This window comes from Cupriavidus necator A5-1, from assembly GCF_000744095.1.
Taxonomy (GTDB): Bacteria; Pseudomonadota; Gammaproteobacteria; order Burkholderiales; family Burkholderiaceae; genus Cupriavidus; species Cupriavidus necator_A.
In genome coordinates this window covers 4285711-4300546 of the sequence record NZ_JQLI01000008.1, presented here as the reverse complement: position 1 = coordinate 4300546, position 14836 = coordinate 4285711, and the positions used below count along the sequence as shown (strand labels likewise).

At 61.7% G+C, this 14836-nt stretch carries 8 protein-coding genes, 2 tRNA genes and 3 rRNA genes; 11 read left to right on the top strand and 2 right to left on the bottom strand.

Going from position 1 to position 14836, the window contains the following annotated elements; genetic code table 11:
- From K307_RS43970 to K307_RS43945, 6 genes are all read left to right on the top strand, one after another.
- Window positions 1–1490: ribosomal RNA gene (locus tag K307_RS43970) — 16S ribosomal RNA — on the top strand; the annotation flags it as partial.
- Window positions 1491–1552: 62 nt separating this feature from the next.
- Window positions 1553–1629, top strand: a tRNA-Ile gene (locus tag K307_RS43965).
- Window positions 1630–1641: 12 nt separating this feature from the next.
- Window positions 1642–1717, top strand: a tRNA-Ala gene (locus K307_RS43960).
- A gap of 296 nt (window positions 1718–2013) precedes the next feature.
- A 23S ribosomal RNA gene (locus K307_RS43955) occupies window positions 2014–4875 on the top strand.
- A 116-nt stretch (window positions 4876–4991) separates the two neighbouring features.
- Window positions 4992–5105, top strand: a 5S ribosomal RNA gene (gene rrf / locus K307_RS43950).
- 286 nt (window positions 5106–5391) lie between these two features.
- Window positions 5392–6342, top strand: a complete 951-nt coding sequence (locus K307_RS43945) for a DUF3047 domain-containing protein (RefSeq protein WP_042887360.1) — start codon at window positions 5392–5394, stop codon at window positions 6340–6342.
- A 24-nt stretch (window positions 6343–6366) separates the two neighbouring features.
- Here the strand turns inward: K307_RS43945 and K307_RS43940 are convergent, their stop codons facing one another.
- Window positions 6367–7392, bottom strand: coding sequence for a DUF2891 domain-containing protein (locus tag K307_RS43940; protein WP_042887358.1), 1026 nt, complete (start codon window positions 7390–7392; stop codon window positions 6367–6369).
- Between the two features lie 35 nt (window positions 7393–7427).
- Window positions 7428–8621, bottom strand: coding sequence for a M20 aminoacylase family protein (locus K307_RS43935; protein ID WP_042887355.1), 1194 nt, complete (start codon window positions 8619–8621; stop codon window positions 7428–7430).
- 334 nt (window positions 8622–8955) lie between these two features.
- Here K307_RS43935 and K307_RS43930 point away from each other — a divergent pair, with 334 nt between their 5' ends.
- From K307_RS43930 to K307_RS43910, 5 genes are all read left to right on the top strand, one after another.
- Window positions 8956–10542, top strand: coding sequence for an ABC transporter substrate-binding protein (locus tag K307_RS43930; protein ID WP_042887352.1), 1587 nt, complete (start codon window positions 8956–8958; stop codon window positions 10540–10542).
- 120 nt (window positions 10543–10662) lie between these two features.
- Complete coding sequence (locus K307_RS43925) at window positions 10663–11640, top strand: ABC transporter permease (protein ID WP_042887349.1); 978 nt, start codon at window positions 10663–10665, stop codon at window positions 11638–11640.
- 3 nt (window positions 11641–11643) lie between these two features.
- Window positions 11644–12600, top strand: a complete 957-nt coding sequence (locus K307_RS43920) for an ABC transporter permease (RefSeq protein ID WP_051975440.1) — start codon at window positions 11644–11646, stop codon at window positions 12598–12600.
- A 13-nt stretch (window positions 12601–12613) separates the two neighbouring features.
- A complete protein-coding gene (locus K307_RS43915; RefSeq protein ID WP_042887347.1) occupies window positions 12614–13612 on the top strand; it encodes an ABC transporter ATP-binding protein in 999 nt (332 codons plus the stop codon).
- On the top strand, window positions 13609–14670 hold the full coding sequence (locus tag K307_RS43910) for an ABC transporter ATP-binding protein (RefSeq protein ID WP_051975439.1): 1062 nt from the start codon (window positions 13609–13611) through the stop codon (window positions 14668–14670). Before K307_RS43915 ends, K307_RS43910 begins: the two co-directional genes overlap by 4 nt.
- Window positions 14671–14836: the final 166 nt, after the last annotated feature.

The window sequence follows — 14836 nt, the reverse complement described above, 5'->3', positions numbered from 1 at the left end:
GCATGCCTTACACATGCAAGTCGAACGGCAGCACGGGCTTCGGCCTGGTGGCGAGTGGCGAACGGGTGAGTAATACATCGGAACGTGCCCTGTAGTGGGGGATAACTAGTCGAAAGATTAGCTAATACCGCATACGACCTGAGGGTGAAAGCGGGGGACCGCAAGGCCTCGCGCTACAGGAGCGGCCGATGTCTGATTAGCTAGTTGGTGGGGTAAGAGCCTACCAAGGCGACGATCAGTAGCTGGTCTGAGAGGACGATCAGCCACACTGGGACTGAGACACGGCCCAGACTCCTACGGGAGGCAGCAGTGGGGAATTTTGGACAATGGGGGCAACCCTGATCCAGCAATGCCGCGTGTGTGAAGAAGGCCTTCGGGTTGTAAAGCACTTTTGTCCGGAAAGAAATGGCCTGGGTGAATACCCCGGGTCGATGACGGTACCGGAAGAATAAGCACCGGCTAACTACGTGCCAGCAGCCGCGGTAATACGTAGGGTGCGAGCGTTAATCGGAATTACTGGGCGTAAAGCGTGCGCAGGCGGTTTTGTAAGACAGGCGTGAAATCCCCGAGCTTAACTTGGGAATGGCGCTTGTGACTGCAAGGCTAGAGTATGTCAGAGGGGGTAGAATTCCACGTGTAGCAGTGAAATGCGTAGAGATGTGGAGGAATACCGATGGCGAAGGCAGCCCCCTGGGACGTCACTGACGCTCATGCACGAAAGCGTGGGGAGCAAACAGGATTAGATACCCTGGTAGTCCACGCCCTAAACGATGTCAACTAGTTGTTGGGGATTCATTTCTTCAGTAACGTAGCTAACGCGTGAAGTTGACCGCCTGGGGAGTACGGTCGCAAGATTAAAACTCAAAGGAATTGACGGGGACCCGCACAAGCGGTGGATGATGTGGATTAATTCGATGCAACGCGAAAAACCTTACCTACCCTTGACATGCCACTAACGAAGCAGAGATGCATTAGGTGCCCGAAAGGGAAAGTGGACACAGGTGCTGCATGGCTGTCGTCAGCTCGTGTCGTGAGATGTTGGGTTAAGTCCCGCAACGAGCGCAACCCTTGTCTCTAGTTGCTACGCAAGAGCACTCTAGAGAGACTGCCGGTGACAAACCGGAGGAAGGTGGGGATGACGTCAAGTCCTCATGGCCCTTATGGGTAGGGCTTCACACGTCATACAATGGTGCGTACAGAGGGTTGCCAACCCGCGAGGGGGAGCTAATCCCAGAAAACGCATCGTAGTCCGGATCGTAGTCTGCAACTCGACTACGTGAAGCTGGAATCGCTAGTAATCGCGGATCAGCATGCCGCGGTGAATACGTTCCCGGGTCTTGTACACACCGCCCGTCACACCATGGGAGTGGGTTTTGCCAGAAGTAGTTAGCCTAACCGCAAGGAGGGCGATTACCACGGCAGGGTTCATGACTGGGGTGAAGTCGTAACAAGGTAGCCGTATCGGAAGGTGCGGCTGGATCACCTCCTTTCTAGAGGCTTGTGTCTCAAGCCTAGCGTTCACACTTATCGGTTTGTTTGCTGTTACAGCCAAGGGTCTGTAGCTCAGGTGGTTAGAGCACCGTCTTGATAAGGCGGGGGTCGTAGGTTCAAGTCCTACCAGACCCACCAAGTTATCCGTGCGGGGGATTAGCTCAGCTGGGAGAGCACCTGCTTTGCAAGCAGGGGGTCGTCGGTTCGATCCCGTCATCCTCCACCATCACCTGGTACCTTGGATTGGTTGTCAAATGAAAGCGCATCGCGACGATGAGGTTGCGAGTGTTTTCATTTGGCATTGCCAAGCGATCGCAAGATCGGCTGTTCTTTAAAAATATGGGATGTAGTAAAGGTGTCGTGAGCCTTGATGAGAGGCTGCAGTACAAAACACGATACCGGGTTGATTGTATCAACCAAAATGTATTTAAGTGATCGAAAGATGACTTGGAATACGGCACAAATGCGAGAACTCATCCTGTAGCGACTTGTTTCGAGCGATCGAGACACCACTCGTTATAGGGTCAAGCGAACAAGTGCATGTGGTGGATGCCTTGGCGATCACAGCGATGAAGGACGCGGTAGCCTGCGAAAAGCTTCGGGGAGCTGGCAAACAAGCTTTGATCCGGAGATGTCCGAATGGGGAAACCCGGCCGTATGGGTCATCCCACACTGAATTCATAGGTGTGGAAGCGAACGCGGCGAACTGAAAACATCTAAGTAGCTGCAGGAACAGAAATCAACCGAGATTCCCAAAGTAGTGGCGAACGAAATGGGAAAGCCTTGTACTCTTTAGCAGTGGTGTTAGCAGAACGGGATGGAAAGCCCGCCATAGCAGGTGATAGCCCTGTATGCGAAAACACGATTGTGGAACTAGGTGTACGACAAGTAGGCGGGACACGTGAAATCCTGTCTGAAGATGGGGGACCATCCTCCAAGGCTAAATACTCGTGATCGACCGATAGTGAACCAGTACCGTGAGGAAAGGCGAAAAGAACCCGGGAGGGAGTGAAATAGATCCTGAAACCGCATGCATACAAACAGTCGGAGCCTGGCAACGGGTGACGGCGTACCTTTGTATAATGGTCAGCGACTTACATTCAGTGGCAAGCTTAACCGATTAGGGCAGGCGTAGCGAAAGCGAGTCCGAACAGGGCGTTGAGTCGCTGGGTGTAGACCCGAAACCAGATGATCTATCCATGGCCAGGTTGAAGTGCGGTAACACGTACTGGAGGACCGAACCCACTAACGTTGAAAAGTTAGGGGATGAGCTGTGGATAGGGGTGAAAGGCTAAACAAATCTGGAAATAGCTGGTTCTCTCCGAAAACTATTTAGGTAGTGCCTCGTGTCTCACCTTCGGGGTAGAGCACTGTCATGGTTGGGGGTCTATTGCTGATTACCCCGCCATAGCAAACTCCGAATACCGAAGAGTGCAATCACGGGAGACAGACATCGGGTGCTAACGTCCGGTGTCAAGAGGGAAACAACCCAGACCGCCAGCTAAGGTCCCCAAATATGGCTAAGTGGGAAACGAAGTGGGAAGGCTAAAACAGTCAGGAGGTTGGCTTAGAAGCAGCCACCCTTTAAAGAAAGCGTAATAGCTCACTGATCGAGTCGTCCTGCGCGGAAGATGTAACGGGGCTAAGCCATATACCGAAGCTGCGGACGCGCGCAAGCGCGTGGTAGGAGAGCGTTCTGTAAGCCTGTGAAGGTGTCTTGTAAAGGATGCTGGAGGTATCAGAAGTGCGAATGCTGACATGAGTAGCGATAAAGGGGGTGAAAGGCCCCCTCGCCGTAAGCCCAAGGTTTCCTACGCAACGTTCATCGGCGTAGGGTGAGTCGGCCCCTAAGGCGAGGCAGAGATGCGTAGCTGATGGGAAGCAGGTTAATATTCCTGCACCGTCGTATGATGCGATGGGGGACGGATCGCGGAAGGTTGTCCGGGTGTTGGAAGTCCCGGTCCCTGCATTGGAGAAGGCGCTTAGGCAAATCCGGGCGCGGAATTCAAGGATGTGGGGCGAGCGGCCTAGTGCTGCGAAGCAATTGGAAGTGGTTCCAAGAAAAGCCTCTAAGCTTCAGTCATACGAGACCGTACCGCAAACCGACACAGGTGGCGAGATGAGTATTCTAAGGCGCTTGAGAGAACTCGGGAGAAGGAACTCGGCAAATTGGTACCGTAACTTCGGGATAAGGTACGCCCTGGTAGCTTGACTGGCCTGCGCCAGAAGGGTGACGGGGTTGCAATAAAATGGTGGCTGCGACTGTTTAATAAAAACACAGCACTCTGCAAACACGAAAGTGGACGTATAGGGTGTGACGCCTGCCCGGTGCCGGAAGATTAAATGATGGGGTGCAAGCTCTTGATTGAAGTCCCGGTAAACGGCGGCCGTAACTATAACGGTCCTAAGGTAGCGAAATTCCTTGTCGGGTAAGTTCCGACCTGCACGAATGGCGTAACGATGGCCACACTGTCTCCTCCCGAGACTCAGCGAAGTTGAAGTGTTTGTGATGATGCAATCTCCCGCGGCTAGACGGAAAGACCCCATGAACCTTTACTGTAGCTTTGCATTGGACTTTGAACCGATCTGTGTAGGATAGGTGGGAGGCTTTGAAGCGTGGACGCTAGTTCACGTGGAGCCGTCCTTGAAATACCACCCTGGTTTGTTTGAGGTTCTAACCTTGACCCGTGAATCCGGGTCGGGGACAGTGCATGGTAGGCAGTTTGACTGGGGCGGTCTCCTCCCAAAGTGTAACGGAGGAGTTCGAAGGTACGCTTGGTACGGTCGGACATCGTACCTAAAGTGCAATGGCAAAAGCGTGCTTAACTGCGAGACCGACAAGTCGAGCAGGTGCGAAAGCAGGACATAGTGATCCGGTGGTTCTGAATGGAAGGGCCATCGCTCAACGGATAAAAGGTACTCTGGGGATAACAGGCTGATACCGCCCAAGAGTTCATATCGACGGCGGTGTTTGGCACCTCGATGTCGGCTCATCTCATCCTGGGGCTGTAGCCGGTCCCAAGGGTATGGCTGTTCGCCATTTAAAGAGGTACGTGAGCTGGGTTTAAAACGTCGTGAGACAGTTTGGTCCCTATCTGCCGTGGGCGTTGGAATCTTGACGGGGGCTGCTCCTAGTACGAGAGGACCGGAGTGGACGTACCGCTGGTGTACCTGTTGTCTCGCCAGAGGCATCGCAGGGTAGCTATGTACGGAAGAGATAACCGCTGAAAGCATCTAAGCGGGAAACTCGCCTGAAGATGAGGATTCCCTGGAGGCTTGACCTCCTTGAAGGGTCGTTCGAGACCAGGACGTTGATAGGCTGGGTGTGGAAGCGCAGTAATGCGTTAAGCTAACCAGTACTAATTGCCCGTAAGGCTTGATCCTATAACCAGTGTGTTTTACCTGGTGTGTGTGATCGTGTCTGTGCCAGATACGCACAACCCCCAACTACATCCCTATTCGTGACGCTGGCTTCAACCCCAGCGCCACAACCCCTTATGCCTGGTGACCATAGCGAGTTGGAACCACCCCTTCCCATCCCGAACAGGTCCGTGAAACGACTCCGCGCCGATGATAGTGCGGATTACCCGTGTGAAAGTAGGTCATCGCCAGGCTCTTATCCCGCAGAACCCCAGCCCTAACAGGCTGGGGTTTTTGCTTTCTAAGGCGTGCGAATCGCATGCTCCCTCGATGTGACCTCCTGGCCGTTGCCGGTCGTTGTTTTCGTGCTGCATCGCGGGTCGTCCAGCATTCCGGCGGCGCCGACCTTCTGCTATGTTCGACACTCAAGTGCCCACGCGGGGCACGAAGTCGTTTGCAACAGCGTTTTGCAGCAAGCAGTGAGCAATAGCCAGGCCTTCGCCCAGGAAGCAAGGCCGGTTTCGGGATTCGAGGGGTTACATGACGGCCAAGGTGTTTCGGCTGGTTTTCACCGGCGCCGCCGGCGCACTGCTGCTGGCGGGATGCGCTTCCACTCCCCCAACTTCCGCGGTTCCCTTAGGCGATAACGCTCCCACGGCCGCCAACTCCGCGATCGATTGCCAGGCTTTCGCCAGGCGTATGTCCGCTCACGCCGCGGCGCAGGCAGCCGCCGAAGCGCGCGCGGTGTCGTCGCACGACCCGCTGAGCGCCGCCAACACCCGCGCGGTCGAGGCGGAATCCGGTGAAGACGGCGAGCCCGACGACGCCGCACCGCCTCCGACCCTCGCCACGCTGCCACTGTTCTCCGTCGCGCAGCGCCGCGATCAGCTACCGGTCGGCTGGCAGCCCTGGACCATCAACCGCAACAAGATCCCCACCCGCTATTCGATGGCGGAGGTCGACCAGCGCGTAGTCGTTCATGCGCAGGCCGAAAGCTCGGCCTCCGGCCTCTACGTGCCGCTGCGCGACCGCGATGCCGGCATGCTGCGCTGGACCTGGAAAACCAGCGGCATCATCCGCAACGCCGACAACAGCCACGGCCCGCGCGAGGATTCGCCGCTGCGCCTGTTCGTCGCCTTCGATGGCGACAAGGGCGGCCTGCCGCTGAAAGACCAGTTGATGTACGAGATGGCCCGGCTCACCACCGGCCGCGAAATGCCTTACGCCACGCTGATGTATATCTGGGGCGGCAGGCGCGCGGAAGGTACCGTGCTGTCCAATCCCCATACCGACCGTGTGCGCATGATTGTGGTAGATAGCGGCATGAAGCACACCAATGAATGGCGATGCCATGAGCGCGACCTGCGCGCCGACTATCGCGAGGCGTTCGGGACGGATCCGGGCCGCGTCATTGCGGTCGGCATCATGACCGATACCGACAACACCAAGAGCAAGGTGGAATCCTGGTACGGAGACATCGCGCTGGACTGATGCCGGCGCGCTGAGGCAACAGGCTCAACCGCCGACTGGCTCGGCCAGCGCGAGCACTGCGAACGACGCCAGCCAGTGCGTGGACACATACTGGCCCTCGACGGCCTGCGGCAGCGAAGCGTCGACATGGTCCGACCACGCCCGGACAGCGAGGGGCCGCAGGGGCTCCGGCAGCGCCGGTTCCAGCAGGCGCCAGCACCACGCGCGCGACAGGTTGAGCCCGTCCAGGTGCGACGTCTTGGGATCGTTGCGGTTGCCGACCTCGACCGGCGTCAGCCAGTTGGCCAGCTCCACCTGCGCCGGCACGAACAACTCCCACCATTCCGCAAACGCGCTGCCGTCCATCACGGCGCGCATCAGCACGGCCTCGGTCATGCCGCCTGACAGGAATTCGTCGCCGCCGGGTTCATAGCGCGCCGGATATTTCCGATCATGCGCGAACCAGCGGTGCGCGCGCCGCACGATGGCGCGGCGCAGGGCGGGATCCTGCTGGGTCCGTGCATAGGCCAGCGCCATCACCAGTGCAAAGGCGCTGTTGAAGTGAGTGCCGGTGCGCACCGGGAAATCCGCCGCATCCAGGAACTCAGCCAGTTGCCGCGCCAGATGGGAGGACAGCGGCGCGCACGCCGCAGCCCAGCCGGCCGCCTGCGCGTCGTGCTGCGACAAGGCGAGCAGCTCCGCCTGCAGCTTCAGCATCCAGCCCCAACCGTAAGGACGTTCGAAGGTCCGCGAACCCGGCCGATGGAAATAATCGAGCTCGACCGCGATGCCCTGCGGCCGCAACTGCGTGTCCAGCGTTTCGCGGATGCGCGGCGCTTCCTCGAGGTCGGGGAACAGCCCCAGCAGCCGCACCAGGAGCCAGTGCATGTGCACGCTGGAGTGCCAGTCATAGCTGCCGCAGAACACAGGGTGCCAGGTCGCCGGCTCGGCCACGTCGCCGGCGCCTGCCATCATGTGATCCACCTTGTACGGATAGCGGCGCAGGACATTGTCCATGGCCACGCGCGCAAAGCTGCGCGCCGTCTCGCGATCCAGCGCCGAGCGGCCCATCGCTGAAGCTCCCCTGTTATTGTCGATGTGCCCCGTCACGCAGGTGCCAGCCATTTCTCCGCCAGCCGCACGAAGAAGGTCGAGCCGACCGGCAGCAACTCGTCGTTGAAGTCGTAGCTCGGGTTGTGCAGCATGCAGGGCCCCAAGCCGTGCCCGGACTCGCGGTGCGCGCCGTCGCCGTTGCCCAGGAACAGGTAGCAGCCGGGCTTGTGCTGCAGCATGAAGGAAAAGTCCTCGGCGCCCATGGTGGGCTCGACGTCGCTGTCGACGTTGGCCGGGCCGACCAGTTCGGTGGCCACCGTCGCGGCAAAGCCGGTTTCGGCTTCGCTGTTGATCGTCGGCGGGTAGTTGCGGCGGAATTCGTATTCGATGGTGCAATCGAACGCCGTCGCCACCGCGCGCGCCACCTCTTCCATGCGCCGCTCGATCAGGTCGAGCACCGGCACCGTGAACGTGCGCACCGTGCCGCCGATCCAGGCCTGGTCCGGCACGATATTGGTCGCGTCGCCGGCATGGAACTGCGTGACCGAGATCACCGCGGTGTCGATCGGACGCTTGTTGCGGGTGATGATGCCCTGCAGTGCCGACACGATCTGCGCCGCGGTGAAGACTGGATCGTTGCCGTTGTGGGGCATCGCGGCGTGCGCCCCCTTGCCGCGCACGACGATGCGGAACTCGTTGCTCGACGCCATTAGCGGGCCCGCGCGGGTGCCAAAGGCGCCTACCGGCATGCCCGGCCAGTTGTGCACCCCGAACACTGCGTCGCACGGGAAGCGTTCGAACAGCCCGTCGTTGATCATCTCGCGCGCACCGCCGCCGCCTTCCTCGGCCGGCTGGAAGATCAGGTGGACGGTGCCGTCGAAGGGCTTGTGCTGCGCCAGGTAGCGCGCCGCGCCGAGCAGCATCGCTGTGTGGCCGTCGTGGCCGCAGGCGTGCATCTTGCCCGCGTGTTGCGAGCGGTGGCCGAAGGTATTGGCCTCCTGCAGCGGCAGCGCGTCCATGTCGGCGCGCAGGCCGATGCTGCGCCCGCTGCTGCCGTTGCGGATCACGCCGACCAGGCCGGTGGTGCCCAGCCCGCGATGGACTTCAATGCCCCACGATTCCAGGTTGCGCGCGACCACGTCGGCGGTGCGCTGTTCCTCGAAGCAGAGTTCCGGGTGGGCGTGGATGTCGCGTCGGATTGCCTGGATTTCGGCTTGCGCCTGCAGGATTTCGGGTATGAGCTTCATGATGCCGGAGTCTGGGGCGGAAGGGGCCTGTGCCATGCAGCGCAAGGCGTTGGATTACCCCGATCATACGATGCCTGCCCGCAAAGCGCCAAAATGCGGCGAAACATGCGCCGGCGCCGTTTTGGCGCGGTGCAATATGCCACGCGGGTGGGTTTCCCCGCATTGCCGCGGCATGTGCACTGCTGGAACAGTTCATGCTTGAAGTGCCCGGCCGGCAAATCCGTTGCTTTGCGTTGCGCTAGCGCACCAAAACGCAGCGCCACCGCGTGACCCGTGGTGTGCGCGCATTGCCGATCCTTACGTCTGCTTCACTTCCTACAGGGAGAATTGCGCGATGTCCCTTCGCACTTTCAAGAAGGCAATTGGTGTGGTCGCGGTGACCGGGGCCCTTGGCCTGGCATTCGCCGGCAACGCCCAGGCCGCGGACCTCAAACTGGCCATGAGTTCGCCGCCGACCTCGATGGATCCGCACTTCTACAACCTGTTCTCCAATATCAACGTGTCGGAGCACGTGTTCGACTCGCTGGTCAAGATGGACCCGGACAGCCGCATCATCCCGGGCCTGGCCGAGTCCTGGAAGCTGGTCAACAACCTCACCTGGGAATTCAAGATCCGCAAGGGCGTGAAGTTCCACGACGGCTCCGAGCTGACCACCGAGGACGTGGTCTGGTCGCTGGACCGCCCGGCCACCATCCAGAACAGCCCGGGCAAGTTCGACGTCTACACCAAGGCGATCGTCAACAAGAAGGTGATCGACAAGTACACCATCCAGCTGACCACCAACCAGCCTTACCCGCTGATGCTGAACGACCTGACGTCGATCTTCATCGTGCAGAAGAAGGCCACGCAAGGGCTCAGTTCCGACGACTTCGCCCAGGGCAAGGGCATGATCGGCACCGGCCCGTTCAAGTTCGTCAGCTATGCCCGCGACGACCGGGTCGAGCTGGTACGCAACAACGATTACTGGGGCGCCAAGCCCGCCTGGGACAAGGCGACGCTGCGCTTTATCCCCAACCCGGCCACGCGCCTGGCGGCGCTGCTGTCGGGCGACGTGCAGGCGATCGAGAACGTGCCCACGCCTGACCTGCCCAAGGTGCGGCAGGATCCCAAGCTGTCGTTCTTCTCCAAGATCTCGCACCGCGTGATCTACCTGTTCTTCGATGCCAAGCGCGACAAGTCGCCTTACGTTACCACCAAGGAAGGCGCGCCGATGGACAAGAACCCGCTGAAGGACGCGCGCGTGCGCAATGCCATCAGCATGGCCATCAACCGCCAGGGCATCAAGGACCGGCTGATGGAAGGCCTGTCCGAGCCGACCAACAACCTGGTGCCGCCCACGCTGTTCGGCTACAACCCCAACCTGAAGACGGTCAAGTACGACCCCGAGGCCGCCAAGAAGCTGCTGGCCGAGGCGGGCTACCCGAACGGCTTCGGCGTGACGCTGCACACGCCCAACAATCGCTACGTCAACGACGAGAAAATCGCGCAGACCATCGCCCAGAACCTGACCCGCATCGGCATCGCCACCAAGGTGGAAGGCATGCCGATGGCGACGTACTCGTCCAAGGGCATCAAGCATGAGTGGTCGTTCGGCCTGCTCGGCTGGGGTGCGCAGACCGGCGAGGTCAGCTCGCCGCTACGCGCACTGCTGGCGTGCGAGGACAGCAAGAAGGGCTTCGGCACCACCAACTGGGGCGAGTACTGCAACCCCAAGATGGACGCGGTGCTGGAGAAGGCGCTGTCGACCGTGGACGACGGCGAGCGCTCCAAGCTGCTGCAGGAAGCCACCGCGATCGCGATCAACGATGGCGGTATCATCCCAATTCACCAGCAGGTGACTACCTGGGCCACGCAGAAGGGCATCGTCTACGTGCCGCGTACCGACGAGCGCACCTACGCGCATAACTTCAAGCCCCAGTAAGCGGCTGCCTGCCTGCTGCTGTGTTAGCGGTGCCGCGTACGGCTGCCGCGCCGCCTGGAAGCGCTTCGGCGCTGCCCGGGCGGCGCGCGCATTCGCGCGCGAAAGGATAGTGGTCTGAATATGCTGGTTTTCATCATCCGGCGCCTGATGCAGAGCGTGGTCGTGCTCTTCGTCATGTCGCTGCTGGTTTTCCTCGGCGTCTTTGCCATCGGCAATCCCGTCGACATCCTGATCAACCCGCAGGCCGACCAGGAGGACATCAAGCGCACCATCGCGGCGCTGGGCCTGGACAAGCCGCTGTGGGAGCAGTACTGGGTGTTCCTGCAGAACGCGCTGCAAGGCAACCTGGGTACCTCCTTCGCGCACGGCACGCCGGCGCTCAAGCTGATCTTCGAGCGCATGCCCGCCACCATGGAGCTGGCCGTGTGCGCAATCCTGCTGGCGATCGTGCTGGGGATCCCGCTGGGCCTGTGGGCCGGCCTGCGGCCCAACGGGGTGGCTGGCAAGTCGATCATGACGGTGTCGATCCTGGGCTTTTCGCTGCCCACCTTCTGGGTCGGCCTGATGCTGATCATGGTGTTCGCGGTGCAGCTCGGCTGGCTGCCGTCCAACGGGCGCGGCGAAACGGTGCGCGTGCTCGGGATCCCGCTCAGCTTCCTGACCGTCGACGGCATCCGCCACCTGATCCTGCCGGCAGTGACGCTGTCGCTGCTGAATATCGCCATGGTGATCCGGCTCACGCGCGCCGGCACGCAGGAAGCGATGCTGCAGGACTACGTCAAGTTCGCGCGCGCCAAGGGCCTGTCGAACAGCCGCATCGTCGGCGTGCATGTCCTGAAGAACATCCTGATCCCGATCGTCACCGTGATCGCGCTGCAGTTCGGCTCGATCATCGCCTTTGCAATCGTAACCGAATCGATCTTTGCCTGGCCCGGCATGGGCAAGCTGATCATCGACTCGATCCAGTTGCTGGACCGGCCGGTGATCGTCGCCTACCTGATGGTGATCGTGACGCTGTTTATCCTGATCAACCTTACGGTGGACATCGTCTACAGCATGCTCGATCCGCGCGTGCGCATTGCCGACAACAAGGGCTGAGCCATGACTGCCGTATCTGTCGAACAAGAGAGCAAGACGCCGAAGGACGCGCCGGGCCTGCCCGGTGCACCCGCCGCGGCGCGCGAACAATCGCCATGGCGGCGCTTTGCCGCGGAGTTCTTCTCCAGCAAGATCGCCGTGGCCGGGCTGGTGACGCTGATCACCATCATCCTGATCGCGATCCTGGCCCCGTGGCTGGCGCCGCAAAACCCGTATGACCTGGCCACGCTGGACGTGCTCGACGCGCGCCTGGCGCCGGGCGAGAAAGCCGGCGATGGCATGACCTTCCTGCTGGGCTCGGACGAGCAGGGGCGCGACATCCTGTCAGCGGTGATGTACGGGCTGCGCATCAGCATTGGCGTGGGCGTGGTCAGCACCGTGATCGCGCTGCTGCTGGGCGCCACGCTCGGGCTGCTCGCCGGCTTCCTGGGCGGCCGCACGGAGGCCTTCATCATGCGCGTGGCCGACCTGCAGCTGTCGTTCCCGCCGATCCTGCTGGCGCTGATCCTGCTGGCGTTCCTGCGCCCGGGGCTGGGCAATATCGTGATCGCGCTGGTGGCGGTGCAGTGGGCCTACTACGCGCGCACCACGCGCAGCGCGGCGCTGGTGGAGCGGCGCAAGGAATATATCGAGGCGGCCACCTGCCTGGGCCTGCCGCCGATGCGCATCATGTTCCGCCACCTGCTGCCCAACTGCCTGCCGCCGCTGATCGTGATCGCGGCGCTGCAGGTGGCGTCGGCCATCACGCTGGAGGCGACGCTGTCCTTCCTCGGGTTGGGCGTGCCGGTCACCGAGCCGTCGCTGGGCTCGCTGATCTCCAACGGCCAGCAATACATGCTGTCGGGCAAGTACTGGATCAGCTTCTTCCCGGGCATCGCGCTGGTGGTCACCATCGTGGCGATGAACCTGGTGGCCGACCAGTTGCGCGACGTGCTGAACCCGCGCCTGCAGACGCAATAACCAGGAGCGGACCATGGCACAACCGACACTGGTGGTCGAACACCTGAAAACGCATTTCTACACGCGCGGCGGCATCGCCAAGGCTGTCGACGACGTGTCCTTCTCGGTGGGGCGCGGCGAGATCATGGGGCTGGTGGGCGAGTCCGGCTCGGGCAAGTCCATGACCGGCTACTCGATCATGGGACTGATCGACCCGCCCGGCAAGATCGTCGACGGCCGCATCGCGCTGACCAGCCGCGACGGCGTCACGCGCGACCTGCGCGCGCTGACGCCCGCGCAGCAGCGCGACGTGCGCGGCAACCGCATCGCGATGATCTTCCAGGACCCGATGATGACGCTGAACCCGGTCCTGCGCATCGACACGCAGATGATCGAGGCGGTGCTGGCGCATGAGAACGTGGGCAAGGCGGTGGCGCGCGAGCGCGCGCGCAACGCGCTGGCGCGGGTCGGCATCCCGTCGCCGGACGAGCGCCTGCAGGCCTACCCGCACCAGTTCTCGGGCGGCATGCGCCAGCGCGTGGCGATCGCCATCGCGCTGTTGAACAAGCCCGACCTGATCATTGCCGACGAGCCCACCACGGCACTGGACGTCACCATCCAGGGCCAGATCCTGTACGAGATGCAGACACTGTGCCGAGAGTCGGGCACCGCGCTGATCTGGATCACCCACGACTTGTCGGTGGTGGCGGGGCTGGCCGATACGGTATGCGTGATGTACGCCGGCAAGATCGTCGAGGCGGGTGACGTGCGCCAGGTGCTGGAGCATCCCGAGCATCCGTACACGCACGGCCTGATCGGCTCGGCGCCCTCGCGCAATCCGCGCGGTACCCCGCTGCGGCAGATTCCGGGCATGACGCCGTCGTTGCTTAACCTGCCCGGTGGCTGTTCCTTCCGCGAGCGCTGCCCGTACGCGACTGCCGCCTGCAAGATCGAGCCGCCGCTGGAAACCGCTGCCGACGGCCGCCGCCTGCGCTGCTTCCATCCGGTGCTGGCCAACCAGGAGGCGGCATGAGCGCAACTGAACTGCAATCCCGACCGATGACGAACACTGCCGCTGACGAGGGGGGCACGCCCGCTGCGCCGATTCTGGAGCTGCGCGGCGTGTCCAAGCGCTTCGTCAAGTCGCTTGATATCGCGGCGCGCATCGCCAACCTGTTCGGCGCCCATGCGCACGAAGAGGTGGTGCATGCGGTCGACCGCGTCGACCTGAGCATCCGCGCGGGCGAGGTGGTCGGCCTGGTCGGCGAGTCCGGCTGCGGCAAGTCCACGCTGGGCCGCATGGCCGTGGGCCTGCACACGCTGACCGAAGGCGAGCGCTTTTGGCGCGGCACCAACCTTGACCACCTGCCGCCGGACAAGCGCCGCGAGAAGCAGCTCGCGATCCAGATGATCTTCCAGGACCCGTACGCCTCGCTCAATCCGCGGCTGCGCGTGCTCGATATCGTCGGCGAGGCGCCGGTGGTGCATGGGATGGTCGAGCGCAGCGGGCAGAAGGCCTATGTGGAAGACATGCTGGTTCGCGTGGGCATGGACCCGACCGTGCTGCGGCGCTTCCCGCACCAGTTCTCCGGCGGTCAGCGCGCGCGCATCGGCATTGCGCGGGCGCTGGCGGTAAAGCCGGAATTCCTGGTATGCGATGAGTCGGTAGCGGCGCTGGATGTGTCGATCCAGGCCCAGGTGCTGAACCTGTTCATGCGGCTGCGTGAAGAGCTGAACCTGACCTACCTGTTCATCAGCCATGACCTGGGCGTGGTCAAGCACATCAGCGACCGCGTGGTGATCATGTACCTGGGGCGGGTGGTGGAGTCGGCGCCGACCGAGGATGTCTTTGCCGCGCCTAACCATCCGTACACGCAGGCACTGCTGGCCGAGGCGCCCAAGCTGGAGGTCGCCAAGAAGAACTACGTGGCGATCCGCGGCGAGATCCCGTCGCCGCTGAATCCGCCGCCGGGGTGCCACTTCCACCCGCGTTGCCCGTATGCGATGCCGCGTTGCCGGGAGGAGCAGCCGATGTTGAAGGAGATTGCGCCGTTGCGGTTTTCGGCGTGTCACCTGAATGACATGAAGTAGGGCGTCTAAACTCGCGCTGGTTTTCTCCCCTCTCCCATTTATGGGAGAGGGGCGGGGGAGAGGGCAGGAGTCTCAACGGAGTGAGGCGCCTCGATGCTTGCCATGCGCCTGCCCACTCCCCCGGCCCCTCTCCCGCGAGCGGGGAGAAAATGCGGTCTCGCTGAGC

Excerpts from the sequence above, each read along its gene's own strand:
- K307_RS43945 (WP_042887360.1), top strand. The coding sequence starts at position 5,392 with ATGACGGCCAAGGTGTTTCGGCTGGTTTTCACCGGCGCCGCCGGCGCA.
- K307_RS43930 (WP_042887352.1), top strand. The coding sequence starts at position 8,956 with ATGTCCCTTCGCACTTTCAAGAAGGCAATTGGTGTGGTCGCGGTGACC.
- K307_RS43925 (WP_042887349.1), top strand. The coding sequence starts at position 10,663 with ATGCTGGTTTTCATCATCCGGCGCCTGATGCAGAGCGTGGTCGTGCTC.
- K307_RS43910 (WP_051975439.1), top strand. The coding sequence starts at position 13,609 with ATGAGCGCAACTGAACTGCAATCCCGACCGATGACGAACACTGCCGCT.
- K307_RS43940 (WP_042887358.1), bottom strand. The coding sequence starts at position 7,392 with ATGGGCCGCTCGGCGCTGGATCGCGAGACGGCGCGCAGCTTTGCGCGC.
- K307_RS43920 (WP_051975440.1), top strand. The coding sequence starts at position 11,644 with ATGACTGCCGTATCTGTCGAACAAGAGAGCAAGACGCCGAAGGACGCG.
- K307_RS43935 (WP_042887355.1), bottom strand. The coding sequence starts at position 8,621 with ATGAAGCTCATACCCGAAATCCTGCAGGCGCAAGCCGAAATCCAGGCA.
- K307_RS43915 (WP_042887347.1), top strand. The coding sequence starts at position 12,614 with ATGGCACAACCGACACTGGTGGTCGAACACCTGAAAACGCATTTCTAC.